The 13,910-nt window shown below is 41.9% G+C and carries 15 protein-coding genes and 1 pseudogene; 8 read left to right on the top strand and 8 right to left on the bottom strand.

The window, feature by feature from the left end; genetic code table 11:
- Positions 1-200 precede the first annotated feature (200 nt).
- A complete protein-coding gene (locus tag Q4533_RS08990) occupies positions 201-1,115 on the bottom strand; it encodes a sterol desaturase family protein (protein WP_303502620.1) in 915 nt (304 codons plus the stop codon).
- An 87-nt stretch (positions 1,116-1,202) separates the two neighbouring features.
- On the bottom strand, positions 1,203-2,240 hold the full coding sequence (locus tag Q4533_RS08985; RefSeq protein ID WP_102532193.1) for a DUF2804 domain-containing protein: 1,038 nt from the start codon (positions 2,238-2,240) through the stop codon (positions 1,203-1,205).
- 222 nt (positions 2,241-2,462) lie between these two features.
- On the opposite strand from Q4533_RS08985, the gene Q4533_RS08980 reads away from it, so the two are divergent.
- The 4 genes from Q4533_RS08980 to Q4533_RS08965 all read left to right on the top strand — a co-directional run bounded on the left by Q4533_RS08980 (position 2,463) and on the right by Q4533_RS08965 (position 5,922).
- Complete coding sequence (locus tag Q4533_RS08980) at positions 2,463-3,029, top strand: YajG family lipoprotein (protein WP_102438903.1); 567 nt, start codon at positions 2,463-2,465, stop codon at positions 3,027-3,029.
- Between the two features lie 14 nt (positions 3,030-3,043).
- Complete coding sequence (locus tag Q4533_RS08975) at positions 3,044-3,628, top strand: peptidylprolyl isomerase (protein WP_102475580.1); 585 nt, start codon at positions 3,044-3,046, stop codon at positions 3,626-3,628.
- Positions 3,629-3,919: 291 nt separating this feature from the next.
- The gene (locus Q4533_RS08970; RefSeq protein ID WP_102475590.1) at positions 3,920-4,258 is read left to right on the top strand and encodes a hypothetical protein; all 339 of its coding nucleotides are present in this window, start codon (positions 3,920-3,922) and stop codon (positions 4,256-4,258) included.
- A gap of 257 nt (positions 4,259-4,515) precedes the next feature.
- Positions 4,516-5,922 carry an MFS transporter gene (locus tag Q4533_RS08965; RefSeq protein WP_102475581.1) on the top strand — a complete coding sequence of 469 codons (1,407 nt, stop codon included), beginning with the start codon at positions 4,516-4,518 and terminating at the stop codon, positions 5,920-5,922.
- A gap of 120 nt (positions 5,923-6,042) precedes the next feature.
- Here Q4533_RS08965 and Q4533_RS08960 read toward each other — a convergent pair whose 3' ends face one another.
- Positions 6,043-6,528: a YajQ family cyclic di-GMP-binding protein gene (locus Q4533_RS08960; protein ID WP_102438909.1), complete on the bottom strand. Its 486-nt coding sequence runs from the start codon at positions 6,526-6,528 to the stop codon at positions 6,043-6,045.
- 169 nt (positions 6,529-6,697) lie between these two features.
- Between Q4533_RS08960 and Q4533_RS08955 the strand changes: the two genes are divergently transcribed.
- The 4 genes and pseudogenes from Q4533_RS08955 to Q4533_RS08940 form a co-directional block, all read left to right on the top strand.
- Positions 6,698-7,075, top strand: a complete 378-nt coding sequence (locus Q4533_RS08955; RefSeq protein WP_102438911.1) for a VanZ family protein — start codon at positions 6,698-6,700, stop codon at positions 7,073-7,075.
- 17 nt (positions 7,076-7,092) lie between these two features.
- Positions 7,093-8,148, top strand: coding sequence for a ketopantoate reductase family protein (locus tag Q4533_RS08950; RefSeq protein ID WP_303502619.1), 1,056 nt, complete (start codon positions 7,093-7,095; stop codon positions 8,146-8,148).
- 25 nt (positions 8,149-8,173) lie between these two features.
- On the top strand, positions 8,174-8,875 hold the full coding sequence (locus tag Q4533_RS08945; RefSeq protein ID WP_303502618.1) for a phosphatase PAP2 family protein: 702 nt from the start codon (positions 8,174-8,176) through the stop codon (positions 8,873-8,875).
- 68 nt (positions 8,876-8,943) lie between these two features.
- A pseudogene (locus tag Q4533_RS08940) lies at positions 8,944-9,117 on the top strand (transposase); the annotation flags it as partial.
- Positions 9,118-9,319: 202 nt separating this feature from the next.
- Here the strand turns inward: Q4533_RS08940 and kdsA are convergent.
- The 5 genes from kdsA to prmC all read right to left on the bottom strand — a co-directional run bounded on the left by kdsA (position 9,320) and on the right by prmC (position 13,905).
- On the bottom strand, positions 9,320-10,168 hold the full coding sequence (gene kdsA, locus Q4533_RS08935) for a 3-deoxy-8-phosphooctulonate synthase (protein ID WP_102438923.1): 849 nt from the start codon (positions 10,166-10,168) through the stop codon (positions 9,320-9,322).
- 62 nt (positions 10,169-10,230) lie between these two features.
- Complete coding sequence (locus tag Q4533_RS08930; protein WP_076543123.1) at positions 10,231-11,484, bottom strand: DUF819 domain-containing protein; 1,254 nt, start codon at positions 11,482-11,484, stop codon at positions 10,231-10,233.
- Positions 11,485-11,651: 167 nt separating this feature from the next.
- Positions 11,652-12,440 carry a SirB1 family protein gene (locus tag Q4533_RS08925; RefSeq protein WP_102438925.1) on the bottom strand — a complete coding sequence of 263 codons (789 nt, stop codon included), beginning with the start codon at positions 12,438-12,440 and terminating at the stop codon, positions 11,652-11,654.
- Between the two features lie 9 nt (positions 12,441-12,449).
- A complete protein-coding gene (locus Q4533_RS08920; protein ID WP_076543121.1) occupies positions 12,450-12,845 on the bottom strand; it encodes a SirB2 family protein in 396 nt (131 codons plus the stop codon).
- Between the two features lie 202 nt (positions 12,846-13,047).
- Complete coding sequence (gene prmC / locus Q4533_RS08915; RefSeq protein WP_102438929.1) at positions 13,048-13,905, bottom strand: peptide chain release factor N(5)-glutamine methyltransferase; 858 nt, start codon at positions 13,903-13,905, stop codon at positions 13,048-13,050.
- Positions 13,906-13,910 lie beyond the last annotated feature (5 nt).

Raw genomic sequence — 13,910 nt, 5'->3', positions numbered from 1 at the left:
AAGATAGATTAACAACGATTTAGCATTACATTATCTAGCAATAAACCTTATGTTCTGAGCAAACATAAAGTGACTAGTTAATTGTCGCTGGGGCTGAACCCAAATAGCCCTTTTTTATTTGGTGAGACCTACTTTTCATGTACTCAACCCCTTCCGAGTATCTGTTAAGTAGGTTAAACCTTCGTTATTGGCTATTACCTTTAGTGATTATGATACTCTTCGCTCAAGGTTTTTACGCTATCAACCTTAGTATTGAGCTTCAAATCAACTTGAGCCGGCGGCGACAATAACACCGCTAATCTTTGCTTTAATGTTAACCCCGCCATAGTCACTTCCTTAAACATGTCTCGCCACTCAGCAAAGCTCACGATTATAGGATTAAAACTATTAACCGGCTTGGTAATACCATAAATCACCGTGTCATTTTCAGGCTCAAAGGTGTTAAATAACTTATCCCAAATGATCAGCACGCCTGCATAATTTTTATCAATATATTGTGGGTTACGGCCATGGTGCACCCGATGATGTGACGGCGTATTAAAAATAAGCTCAAGCGGGCCAAGAGATTTAATCGCTTGGGTATGCACAAAAAACTGTAACCCCAAATTAAGCAGTACTACAAATACCACCCAATTGGGGTCAAACCCAATCACCACCAATGGCAGCCAAAACAGCCACATTCCCGCTAAGGGGTACATCAAACTCTGCCTAAAAGCAGTGCTGAAATTCATATTTTCAGAGCTATGGTGAACAACATGAGCCGCCCACATCCAGCGCACACGGTGGCTTGCGCGGTGAAACCAGTAATAACAGAAATCTTGGGCGATCATCAACGCAATAAAACTGCCAATTCCCATTTGAATATCAAGTAGCTTCCAATCAAATACCATCAGGTATAATTTTGCGATAAATAATCCGGCTAAAATGTCAGTTAGTTGATGCATTGCGGCAAGGCAAAAATTACACGCAACTTCCATAGGGGCGTACTTGGCTGATTCGGGTAACTTATTGGCTCTAGTGCCTAGATACCACTCCAGTAAAATGCACAGGAAAAATAGTGGCACCAGCACCAGTAGCAAGATCTCGGGGTGAGTGATCAGTATATTCAAATCCATTGAAAACCTTCTTTATTTTTTATTATTGTATTTTATGAATCTATTTATAAATGCATTAACCCATTGGCGCTAACAGGCTTAGGTTCATTACCACTTTGCAAAATGATCTTCGGTTAATCCAAGTTGATTTTGTAACTGATGCACTCGGCCATTATTGTCGGTTATCTGGCCACTAAAATAACCAATATACTGCCTGAAATTACTTTTAAGAAACCCAAGGTTAATCTTCTCACTGCGACACTTTAATGCGTGAAAGCTTAAATCAATTTGATTGTCCCCCCCGGTGATGTACCAATCATCGTCACTGCGCTGGCGATTAAACTCAAACCTTACCGCTGGCATAAAATGGCGTTCACCATTAATCCATAACACGTTCTCAGTGGCGCCTGTTTCATTAACGCCCGCGGCTAAGTTAAGCCCCAACACACCCGATTCAACTTGAGTATTGATTGACGCCCAGCGCCAGCTGGTTTCTCGGCGCATGTATCCGGCAGAAAAATCATAACTCGCTAAAGCCTGATTCAGCGGCTGCGGTTCATCATTGACCGTTAAACTGCCTGATACTTTTAAACCATTGTGTTTTTGGGTATAGGTCCAACCGTTATAGCCGGTTGGCGTGCATAAACTCATCGGCAAACTTAACATGGGCGCTGTTAATGTAAGCTCAGCCTGAATATTGTCTGCGGCGATATATAACTGCCAGACACCGTCTTTAATAACAAATTCAATCTGAGATTGGCGATGCTTAATGCGCGACTGACCATTTTTAGGTGACTGAGACAGTGACATACCCAGCGCTAACGGTTTTAAGGTTTGCGTCTGTGTTAAGCGATTTTTTTCTATGTCATAGAGGTAACAAAAACTGCTGCCAACATAGCGAATATCGGCAATAGCCACCCCAATGATATAACGAGGGGTAGTAATATTAATAAATTGAAATTGCTTAAAATCGACATGTTTTGCAAACCATGAACTGGGTTTATCCATGTCAGTAAAGTAACTAAATTGCTTAACACCAAGATCTGCGACAATGCCATCAAAATGCCCATATATAGGTTGGCCGTCATTTTTAATTAACGATTCTGGCGCTAATGCCGAAGTGGGTTGTCGATGATGTAAAGCCATTTAGCATCCAATGAATAATATGATTAGACTCTAACCTCTATACTTTCAGGGCTAAAGTCAATGGTTTGTTACCATGGGATATCACCACTAATCTCTCATCATCATGGCGAAATAATCCAGACTAATAAATGAACCAGTGAAACTGATTAACTCAGGTTATTGGGCTGGCAAGGCAGTAAAAATCTGTTATTCTGAGGCCATCATTTTTTACCGTTTTGTGACATGAAATCATTACCTTTGTTGTTATGCAGCTCGTTATTTCTTTCAGCTTGCGCCAGTTACACCCCGACCCATATTGCGCTTAACCCCAGTGTCCCCCAACCACTGAATCAAATCGACCAATATGCCACTGTTGCGGTAAACACCATTGATGTCCGCAAAGCTAACTTTATTGTTCGCTTTAATAAAGAAGGTGAAGCAGCAGAATTAATTAGCCCAAGTGAACCTATCAGGCAGCAACTGGACAATGTATTTAAGCAAGCCATGACCAAGGCGGGCTATCAAGTTGACCCTGCAGCGACCAATTCGGCTGAATTTCAATTAGATTATTTACTGACAGATGTCACCGAGTCGACTTTCGGTTTTGAGGCAAAGACGACATTAACCATCAATGTGGTCGCTAAAAATCAAACCCAAGAATTTACTAAGATATATAACGCTAAAGGTTTATTAAAGGGCCCATTTAGCCCAGATTACGCCACCCTTGAGCTGGATATGAATAAGCTCATCGATGAACTGACCAGCAAAATTATTAATGATGCTGAACTGCACCATTTCTTACAACAATAACCCAGGAAGAAGCCATGCTTAAGTGGATGTTAGCCAGCGTACTTGCATTATCAACCATGGTTGCTCAAGCAGCCGTGGATATTCAGCCCGATACGCTTTACCCAAAAGTTGAGTTTGATACCAGCATGGGCAAGGTCGTGGTTGAGTTAGATAGAACCCGTGCGCCACTCACTGTGGATAATTTTTTGACCTATGTGGTCAAAGGCGATTATGACAATACGATTTTTCATCGCGTCATTGCCGATTTTGTGGTTCAAGGTGGCGGATTAACCTCGGAGTTTGAAGAACTTCCATCGCTAGACCCTATCGTTAATGAATCCGGTAATGGTTTATCCAATGCTATGGGCACCATTGCTATGGCTCGCGATAACGACCCCCACTCTGCCACGCGTCAGTTTTACTTCAATGTAGGCGATAATAAAAACCTCAATCCTTCCAAGCGCCGTTGGGGTTATGCGGTATTTGGCGAAGTCGTAGAAGGAATGGCAGTACTGGAAGCCATGTCATATGTTCCAACTGGCCATAATGCCCAACTCAATTGGCCTGATGTGCCCGTTAAAGAAGTGAAATTGAATAAAGCGACACTACTGAAACGATAAACCTTATAAATTTCATGGTTATAGGTGACTCATTTACGTTACGTAAATTCATCAATTATTTAAAAAAGCGGCGTTAAATATACATTTAACGCCGCTTTTTTGTAGTTTTTTACAATGCCTAGCGATGATTATCTAGTCATAAATACTGAATTTCATTTTACTTTGTAAATCCGAGTGAATGTTCAAGATAACCAACTATACTTTAGTCTATCTTATAACAAACCTTATTGGTCAATAAATGGAATTATAAGGACGCTTCTCATGCCAATTAAGATAACAACGCCAAAGACGATGACGCCCAATGATTTTATAGAAACCAAAGCCCCTCAACTGGCGTATTATGGAAAAGCCTTCTTAGATAACCAACTAGATCACCATGAAATCAAGCTCTACATGTGGGATGTATTGGAAGAGTGGCAAGCCGTCGACTTAGATAATCCTCCTGAAACTATGACTCCAACTGATACTGAAAAAGTATTTTGGCATTTATTGCACTGTTTTCATGAATGGCCAGCAATGGTTATCCGCGGTAATCAATATTTACGTCAACAAGTTCACGATTGCTGTGATTACATTAATAGCGGTGGTGAAGTGCCTCAAGGTTGTGTTGGCATTAGACCCACTATTTAGTGGGTCTTTTTAGTTACAACACAGCTTGTTATAAGCGCTATGCTAATTACTTTTTTATTATTTGAATCATCAATATAACCAATGCTCACTCATAGCAGCGTTGAGCTTAAACTCATGGTTTAACAAACCTGAGTATTACAAATACCCTTGTTTATTGACCAAGCTCAAATTGCTGTACTATTAATAACTTGATAATAACTTGAACCATCTAGCGAGCCCGCTTAAGCTAGAGCCATTCTCCTCTTATCTGTTGTCTTATGTCAGAATTATTTAGTCGAACTCGAGAAGCGCTGTCAGTTTATTATCATAAGCGCGTGGTTATTTTATTGTTACTCGGGTTCTCGGCTGGCCTGCCGTTAATGTTAGTATTTTCAACCTTAAGCTTTTGGTTAAGAGAAGCTGGCGTTGACCGCGCCGCCATTGGTTACTTTAGTTGGATAGCCCTCACCTACGCCTTCAAATGGGCCTGGTCACCACTGGTTGACCGCATGTCTTTGCCTATTTTTACCCGATTTTTTGGCCGCCGCCGTGGCTGGATGCTATTTGCGCAGTTATGTCTTGTGGGCGCCATTGCCGGCATGTCATTTAGCGATCCCTTAGTGGATTTAGAGCGGCTTGCCATTTGCGCTTTCTTACTCGCCTTAGCCTCAGCCACCCAAGACATTGTCATTGATGCATTTCGTATTGAATCTGCTCCAGAAAAAATGCAAGCAGCCTTAGCTGCGGCATATCAAGTAGGTTATCGCGGCGCAATGATTGTCGCCACAGCAGGGGCGTTAACCATTGCCGCTTGGGTTGACCCTGGCAATGATGGCTACAATCTTGAATCATGGCAAACCGCTTACTTTGTGATGGCGTTATTAATGTCAGTGGGTATTATTACCACTCTTTGCAGTAAAGAGCCTGAAGTTGACACCAAAAGCGCTGATGAACAAGAGTTACAACTTAAACAACGCTTTGCACAAAAGTATCCGCCTAAACTTGCAGCGCCATTGGCTTGGTTGTATAGCGCCAGCGTATTGCCCTTTATCGACTTTTTTAAGCGATATGGTAAAACCGCGATACTGATTTTATTACTTATATCTTGCTACCGCATCTCAGACATTGTTATGGGAATTATGGCCAATGTGTTCTATGTCGACATGGGCTTTAGTAAAGAGGAAATTGCTTTTGTTAGTAAAGTCTATGGTTTAATCATGACCTTAGTTGGCGCAGCATTTGGCGGGGTATTATTAGTGCGTTATGGCACCATGAAGATCCTTTTCTTAGGTGCATTATTAGTGGCCATTACTAACCTGTTATTTGCTTGGCAAGCTTACATTGGCTACAACATGCCATTTTTGACCTTTGCTATTTCAGTGGATAACTTCAGCGCTGGTATTGCTACTGCGGCATTTATTGCGTACTTATCAAGCCTAACTAGTAGCGGTTACAGCGCAACTCAATATGCCCTACTCTCCTCTATCATGTTGCTATTCCCTAAGTTTATCGCTGGGTTTTCTGGGGTTTATGTTGATGCCTTTGGCTATGTAAATTTCTTTATCGCCGCCAGTTTAATTGGCTTTCCGGTATTGATTTTAATTAGTTTATTACAACGCTATAGCTCGGTTAAACATCAACAAACTGATGAGCCTATACTGTCAGCTGAGGCCGATAAAAACTAATCTATTTAATTCATCACAAGATATTCAGCATAAAAAAAGCCCAATTACATTGGGCTTTTTTATATTAAGAGGCTTATCCGCAGCACAACTTAATACAGCAGCATTTTACGCTTCAGAAATTTAATCTCTAAAGTTATTAAATTGGAACGGCTGGCCTAAGTCAGCTTCTTTAGTTAAACGCATGACCGCTTGTAAATCATCACGCTTTTTACCTGTCACTCGAACCGAGTCACCTTGAATCGCGGCTTGCACTTTAAGCTTGCTATCTTTAATCGCTTTGACTAATTTTTTGGCGATAAGTGTTTCAATGCCTTCTTTAAACTTCACTTTTAGACTGAAGGTTTTACCGCTATGTACCGTCTTGTCATCCACATCCATGGCTGATGGGTCAACATTACGCTTACTAAGCTGAATGCGTAAAATATCCACCAACTGCTGACATTGGAAATCATCTTCGGCTTTTAAAGTCACCACATGATCTTTGTATTCGATTTCAGCATCTTTACCGCGAAAATCAAATCGTCCCGCCAATTCACGGCGAGAGTTTTCAACGGCATTACGTAATTCAACTTCGTCAACTTCTGATACGACATCCATAGATGGCATAGTCATTCTCCAATAAATTATTTAGGGTTATTTTAACACTCTAAGCCTGTAGGCAAAGCCTAGACTAAAGAGAAAACAATTAATAGTTGGAATTTAATGACTTTGAACGCTGCTTTTTTTATTATTGATTTACTCAAACGACATTGCATCCAGCTAAGATATGTACAGCATGAAAATGAAATTGTTTTTTAGCGCCGCTTTTGCTTTCGCTGTCATCATCATCAGTTACTTGGTTTTCTCTAAACCTAACTATCCAATGACGTTTTCTAATATGGATAAAGTCGGCCATACCGTCAGTTTTTTGGGCTTAACGTTTTTAGCTTATTTTGCCTTCAAGCCTAAATGGTACTGGATGGGGCTGATAATGACTGCCTATGCGGTATTAATTGAACTGATACAATCGCAGATCCCCTATCGTAGCGCCTCTATTGCTGATGTAGTTGCAGATTTAATTGGGGTGGTATTATTTTACTTATTGCTATTTGTGTTTAGAAAATATCAAGCTGCAAAGTTATTCAAAAAGGGACCGCTCAAATCTGCCCTATAGCACTCAAGAGAAACCACATGCCACAGCGCACTAACAGCGACCGCAATATCCTTAACACTACCCAAAAGCCAGTTTTTGATGTTAACGACCACCATGTTAACGACAATCATGTTAACGATAATCATGTGTACCAGACTGATATTGCGATTATTGGGGCTGGCGCTATTGGCAGCTTGCTGTACTGCCAGTTAGCAGCAATCAAGCAGCCATTACTACTCACACGCAGTCGCTCTGTAGGCGCTACAAGCCATGATGATTGCTCTACAATCACTCTTGAAACTCTTAACGGTGACAGTTTGCATCAGCCCTGTATCCAAGCGAACATAAATCAGCTTAACAAGGCTGCGTTAGCCAATATTAAATTAGTCATTGTCTGCGTAAAGGCTTATCAAGTGACTGATGCTATTGCTTCTATATTGGCGCTTATTCCACAGAGTTGTCATATTCTGCTGCTACACAATGGTATGGGGCCACATTTAGAGGTGTTAGCCCTTCTAAAGCAACACCCTCAACTTAAACTGGGGTTATCTTTAGGCACGACATCTCAAGCGGCGTTAAAACTGGCGCCGATGCAGGTGCGCCATACGGGTAAAGGTAAAAGCATTATTGGCCATTTATCTGGCCCAGTAATGCCTTTAGCAATACAAAACCAATTACTGGCTGCTGTTGAAGATATGTCGGTAGTCGATGATATCGTCACTAGTTTGTGGCAAAAGCTGCTGGTTAATTGCGCCATTAACCCACTGACGGCATTAGCCCAATGTGCTAATGGTGAATTGGTCCAGCCGCAATTTCAGCAGCAAATCGAGGCGATAACGCAAGAGTGCATCATGGTCGCCAAAGCTGATGGGGTTAACCTTTCGCTGCTTGATTCTGTTGCCATCATCAATCAGGTAATTAAACTCACAGCCAACAACTTTTCGTCTATGCATCAAGATATTCATCACAATCGCAAAACCGAGATACTGCAAATTAACGGTTACGTGGTCGCCCGCGCAGCCCATCACGGTTTAACAGCTGCGATAAATCAAAGCATGCTAACTGAAATAACCGCGCTAGAAAGTGCGCTATAAACCCAATAGATGAAAAACCATAGCTATGAAAAAACAAGCCGCTAAACTTATGTTATTGCAGCCCAAAGCCTTATTACAGCCTCAAGCTCTGCCGTTTAGTGCTCGAGTCGGTTTATTCTACCTTGTTGCCGTTATCGCCATACTGGTAAGCGTAAGCTACATTGATCGACCTTTGGCACAGCTTTTACATGATAGTAAGCAAAGCGACTTTGGATTAACCTCAGTATTTAAACTACTGGCAAATACCCCATTAGCCTTAGAAGTATTGGCAGGCGTGCTTGTTTTAATTGGCTTATTAGGTCGTAATAACGCATTCATTCATTTAGTTAAGCCCATTGTCTTGGTCGCTATTAGCGCCACAGTGGTCCGTTTTGGGGCTAAAATTATCAGCGGCCGCACCTGGCCAGAAACTTGGGTTAATAATAACCCCTCTTGGATTGAGCATGGCGTGGAGATATTTGCGCCATTTTCATTGTCGCAAAGCTATCATTCGTTTCCTTCAGGGCATGCGCTATTTACCTTTGCCTTCGCCAGTTTATTTTGGCAATACAGCCCAAAGCTTTACTGGTTGTGGTTAACAGCCATGGTAAGCGTTTTTATCGGTCAATTAGGGCAAAACTACCATTACTTAGGTGACTTACTGGCAGGGGCGGTACTAGGAGTATTGATAAGTCAGTTGGTGAGTCATTATTGCCTTGCCCCAATTGCGGGCACAAAAAATCCATAAATAACTGTCTTTGATTAAGTCATTTTTAACCGCTTAAATGTCGATACCAAAGCTAACCACAAATTGGTATTGAGGAAAAGATTAAATCTTGTGATAAGCAGGTACAACAAGAGGCAAAAAGTAGTCAAGTTTGTTGGCGTTTAGAAAGTATTCCAGGTATCGGGCCAGTCACAGTTACCGCATTTTATGCAGCTGCTGGGGAGGGTAAAGATTTTAATAATGGCAGACACTTTTCAGCATTTTTCGTTGGGGCAGCTGGGTGTTCCAAGAGAGTATTGCTGTTGATACCCTTTTGGTCTGGTGTGGGCGAAGCACCACGACCTTGATCTTATTACCAACTAGAGTATCAAAACGATTTCTTAACCTATCCAAACAACGTTAAGTTCAAGCAAAAAAAAGCCCTGAACTTAATCATAAGTTCAGGGCTTTTAAAGAATCTCTTATCTACTTACTGGTATCAATCGGCTCAAACGACTTAACCAAATCATCTACCGCTTTCATTTGAGTTAAGTAGTTTTCAAGCTGGTTAAGTGGCAATGCACATGGGCCATCACATTTGGCATTATCAGGATCTGGATGCGCTTCAATGAACAAACCCGCTAAACCTAATGCCATACCACTGCGAGCAAGTTCGGTTGCTTGAGCGCGACGTCCGCCTGCACTATCAGTACGACCACCTGGGCGCTGCAGTGCATGAGTTGCATCAAAGATGACTGGGTAACCAGACTGCTTCATTTCATCCATACCCAGCATATCCACTACTAGGTTGTTATAGCCAAAGCTTGAACCACGTTCACACAGAATAATGTTGTCATTACCGGCTTCATTAAACTTCTTAATGATATGACGCATTTCATGGGGCGCTAAGAATTGCGGCTTTTTCACGTTAATGATTGAACCCGTTGCTGCCATAGCAACCACTAGGTCCGTTTGACGGGCTAAAAATGCTGGCAACTGAATAATATCAACCACATCAGCCACTGGCTGGCATTGATGAATTTCATGCACATCGGTGATAATAGGTACATTAAAGGTCGACTTAATCTCTTCGAAAATCTTTAAGCCTTCTTCCATACCTGGACCACGATATGAGTTCACAGATGAGCGATTTGCTTTATCAAATGACGCTTTAAATACGTAAGGAATACCCAGTTTTTGGGTTACTTCTACGTAATGCTCTGCAATTTTCATTGCTAGATCGCGAGACTCAAGCACATTCATGCCACCAAATAAAACAAACGGTTTATCATTCGCAATTTCTAGCTCATTTAAACCAATGATTTTATGATCCATAGTCATTTCTCTTTAATCAATACCATGGGATTAGCCGCTGCTAACCCCATTAAAAAATAATGTTATACCGCAAGTATCTGCAGTAACTGGCCACACATCCAAGCCATATATGTGCCTACAGCATAGCCCAATACCGCCAACAATACGCCAACTGGCGCAAGTGCTGGATGAAACGCTGCTGCAACCACAGGGGCTGACGCTGCGCCGCCAACGTTAGCCTGACTGCCCACCGCCATATAAAACAGCGGCGCTTTAATAATTTTAGCCACGATAAGCATAAAGCTTGCGTGTACCAGCATCCAAATAATACCAATGGCGAAATACCACAGGTTTTGCTCATCAGCGAGTTTGGATACATCCATATGCAAACCAATGGTCGCAACAAGGATATATAAAAATGCCGATGCCACTTTCGAGGCGCCCGCAGCTTCTATCTGCTTTACTGGACTAAAGGATAAAGCTAAACCAATAGTAGTGGCGATAACAACCAGCCAGAAGAACTTGGAGGTTAAGCTGTAGTCTTGAGTCCAAGGGTAATTAACTTCAAAAAATGGTCCTAAAAAGTCTGCCGCAAAATGCGCTAACCCGGTAACACCAAAACCTATGGCCACAATCAGCATTAAGTCACGCAGTGAAGGTATACGGGCATTTTCTGCATGGTACTTTTCAACTTTGGCTTTAAGGGCTTCAAGGGCGGTGGTGTCTGCGCCTGTTTTAGCATCAATCTCTTTAGCACGAGATGCCATCAGCAATAATACTGCCATCCACAGGTTAGCGACAATTACATCTACAGTCACCATCACGGAAAAGATATCGCCGCCCACTTCATAAATTTCTTTCATTGAGGCTTGGTTAGCGCCGCCGCCAATCCAACTGCCCGCAAGAGTGGTCATTCCGCGCCATACTGCATCAGGGCCATTGCCGCCTAATACGTCAGGGTTAATGGCTGAGATAATCAATAACGCAATGGGACCGCCAATCACAATGCCCACGGTGCCGGTTAAAAACATCACAATGGCTTTAGGGCCTAAACTTAAAATCGCTTTTAAATCGACACTTAAAATCAATAACACCAAACAAGCAGGTAATAAGTAACGCGAGGCAACATAATATAATTTTGAGGTGTCACCATCGACGATACCAAAGGTATTCAGTAGTGATGGTAAGAAGTAACACAGCAATAAGGCTGGGATAAACTTATAGAATTTTTGCCAAAATGGGTGTGCTGACGAACTGGTATAGAAAACAAAGCCGAGAATGACGGCAAGTAATCCCAGTGCTGTTGCGTCATTGGTTACCATGGGTGTGGTGGTCATGAAAAAGCTCCCTTGCAAATGCATTTCATAGTGAATTTATTATTGTTATGAATGTACTTTAAAGTACTTATTATTTTAAATTGGCGAAGTTACTGACAGATTAACTGCTTTGCGATAAACAATTCAGGCTCATAAATGAGCCTGAATTTGAATATTATATTAACCACTTAGTGATAAGTCTGTGGTTGTTGACTTAACTCTTTCAGCTGGATTTTGACAATTTCCGTCACCGGGTCGTGTGGACTGCTGTCGATAAAGTGCTGTAAATCTGAAATGGCCACTTTAATGCACCCCAGTTGCTGGGCAATAAAAGCGCGCTCTCGATTTAAGCTCACATCATCAGGATGCCACTGCAGCAATAAATTGCAGCATTCCATCGCTTGTTCAAATTTCTGGGTTACGATGCAACCCGCTTTTAGCTCATGTAACATACGAGTTATTAAGCGTTTTAGGCTGGCTGTTTTTAAGTACTTAGGCTTAAGCATGGCCGAATTACCTAACTCACCACGCACCAGTATATGCAATTGGTGGCGGCTTAATTGCTGCCCCGTTAGCGGATCGATATAAATGACATTATCATTTATATGGCTTCTCACTACGGTGTGCCCCGGTAATAATACCGCTTCTAAGCTAATATCAAGCTGCTTAGCCAGTAAAATTAATACCGTGGCTAAGGTGGTGCTGTTACCTTGACGGGTCATAATGCAGCGACCAAGATCGGCAGCATCAACACTAAAGTAATCATCACGCACACAAAAGCCTAAATCATCATAAAACCAGTGCAATAAACCTTCAAAGCGCTGTTGCTGATCTTCGACATATAAGCTCATCACTGAGCCGGCAATTTCATACCAAGCCCAAAGCGCTTTCTTCTCTTGAGAAAAGCCAAGATGTTGTGTTATTTCAAATGCAGTTTCAGGGATCTTAACTGCATCTTTCATTTGATGTTTTGCCATTAAACTCTATTAACCCATTAATACAACTTGTTTAAAATGAGCCAGCCTGGCAGCTAATACGAGCCATCCGATAGCACCTAAAAAGGCGAAGATTTTGAATAAATTGTTACGGTTACCTTTAAGTGCCATAACGCCCAATCCAATGTAGGCTAAAACTGCAATTAATTTTTCAGTCATCCACTCATCGACAAATGGATATTGTTTGATCATGAAGCACAAGATTAGCCCTGATAACAATAAGAAGGTATCAATGACATGAGGGGCAACTTTAACAAACTTTTTATCCATGATTGGCGACTTGCGCATGTGTAGTACAAAGCGAGTGACAAAAAAGACCACACTTAAAAAGATGAAGGTTAAGTGCGTGTGTTTAACAGCTGGATATAAACTGTAAAAGGTTTCCATTATTGTTTTTCTCTTTGAGCTACCGATAAAATGGCCGCTAGTTTACTCGATCTGGCGGCTTATTAGCAATGTTGTGAAAATCGCCCCATTAGGCCAGTCACTACATGAGTAAATCAGCAACTAACTCAGTATTAACTGGGCAATTAACGCGATGGATCACTGCCAATGATTAACGAACGAAAAAATGGCGGTTGCAAGTGGCTTAAACCTTGTTCCATTGACCTAAGGTGCAACGGTCATTACTGCCAAAGTCTCGCACGGTTGCGACATTGTCATAACCAAGTTCAATGAGCTTTTGTCTTACGACCAGCGCCTGTTCAAAGCCGTGCTCCAGCAGTAAATAGCCACCTTCAGATAAGTAAGCCCGCGCATAGGTTGCGATATGAAATAAATCAGCAAAACCTGCGTCACCTGCGGTCAATGCACTTGATGGTTCAAAGCGCACATCACCCATGGCTAAATGCTCATCGGCTTCGTCAATATAAGGAGGGTTTGAGACAATTAATTGAAATTGCCGGCCTTCAATTGCACTAAACCAATCTGATTGTAAAATTTCAACTTGAGTGAGATTTAAGTTTTGCCGGTTGGCTTTAGCAAGTTCTACCGCATCAGTGACTTTATCAACGGCTGTGACTTGCCATTGTGGTCGCTCAGATGCCAATGACAATGCTATCGCGCCTGTTCCCGTACCTAAATCCAGTACCTTAGCCGTTTCCGCTACAGGCAAATTTAACGCGGTTTCTACTAAAATTTCAGTATCAGGACGCGGGATCAAGGTGGTGGCGTTAACAATAAATGGCAATGACCAAAATTCACGTTCACCAATAATATGTGCCACAGGCACACCTTGCTGGCGCTTTTCGACCATGGCTTTATAAGCTTTGAATTGATCTGTGGTGAGGACTTTTTCAGGCCAAGTATAAATGAAGCTACGCTGCTTATTGATGCAATGCAGAAGCAAGGCTTCTGCGTCGATATTGGCCGATTCAGATGAATCGACCAATAAACTGTAAGCCCATTGCAAAGACTCCGCAATGGTAGAGAAAGAAGACTGTGACAAGGTTA

The sequence above is a fragment of the Shewanella sp. 6_MG-2023 genome, from assembly GCF_030547195.1.
GTDB lineage: Bacteria > Pseudomonadota > Gammaproteobacteria > Enterobacterales > Shewanellaceae > Shewanella.
This window is presented reverse-complemented; position numbering and strand designations above follow the sequence as displayed.

Bases quoted from the DNA above. Each gene is read 5' to 3' on its own strand.
- Q4533_RS08990 (WP_303502620.1), bottom strand. From the start codon at position 1,115: ATGGATTTGAATATACTGATCACTCACCCCGAGATCTTGCTACTGGTG.
- Q4533_RS08985 (WP_102532193.1), bottom strand. From the start codon at position 2,240: ATGGCTTTACATCATCGACAACCCACTTCGGCATTAGCGCCAGAATCG.
- Q4533_RS08980 (WP_102438903.1), top strand. From the start codon at position 2,463: ATGAAATCATTACCTTTGTTGTTATGCAGCTCGTTATTTCTTTCAGCT.
- Q4533_RS08975 (WP_102475580.1), top strand. From the start codon at position 3,044: ATGCTTAAGTGGATGTTAGCCAGCGTACTTGCATTATCAACCATGGTT.
- Q4533_RS08970 (WP_102475590.1), top strand. From the start codon at position 3,920: ATGACGCCCAATGATTTTATAGAAACCAAAGCCCCTCAACTGGCGTAT.
- Q4533_RS08965 (WP_102475581.1), top strand. From the start codon at position 4,516: ATGTCAGAATTATTTAGTCGAACTCGAGAAGCGCTGTCAGTTTATTAT.
- Q4533_RS08960 (WP_102438909.1), bottom strand. From the start codon at position 6,528: ATGCCATCTATGGATGTCGTATCAGAAGTTGACGAAGTTGAATTACGT.
- Q4533_RS08955 (WP_102438911.1), top strand. From the start codon at position 6,698: ATGAAAATGAAATTGTTTTTTAGCGCCGCTTTTGCTTTCGCTGTCATC.
- Q4533_RS08950 (WP_303502619.1), top strand. From the start codon at position 7,093: ATGCCACAGCGCACTAACAGCGACCGCAATATCCTTAACACTACCCAA.
- Q4533_RS08945 (WP_303502618.1), top strand. From the start codon at position 8,174: ATGAAAAAACAAGCCGCTAAACTTATGTTATTGCAGCCCAAAGCCTTA.
- kdsA (WP_102438923.1), bottom strand. From the start codon at position 10,168: ATGGATCATAAAATCATTGGTTTAAATGAGCTAGAAATTGCGAATGAT.
- Q4533_RS08930 (WP_076543123.1), bottom strand. From the start codon at position 11,484: ATGACCACCACACCCATGGTAACCAATGACGCAACAGCACTGGGATTA.
- Q4533_RS08925 (WP_102438925.1), bottom strand. From the start codon at position 12,440: ATGGCAAAACATCAAATGAAAGATGCAGTTAAGATCCCTGAAACTGCA.
- Q4533_RS08920 (WP_076543121.1), bottom strand. From the start codon at position 12,845: ATGGAAACCTTTTACAGTTTATATCCAGCTGTTAAACACACGCACTTA.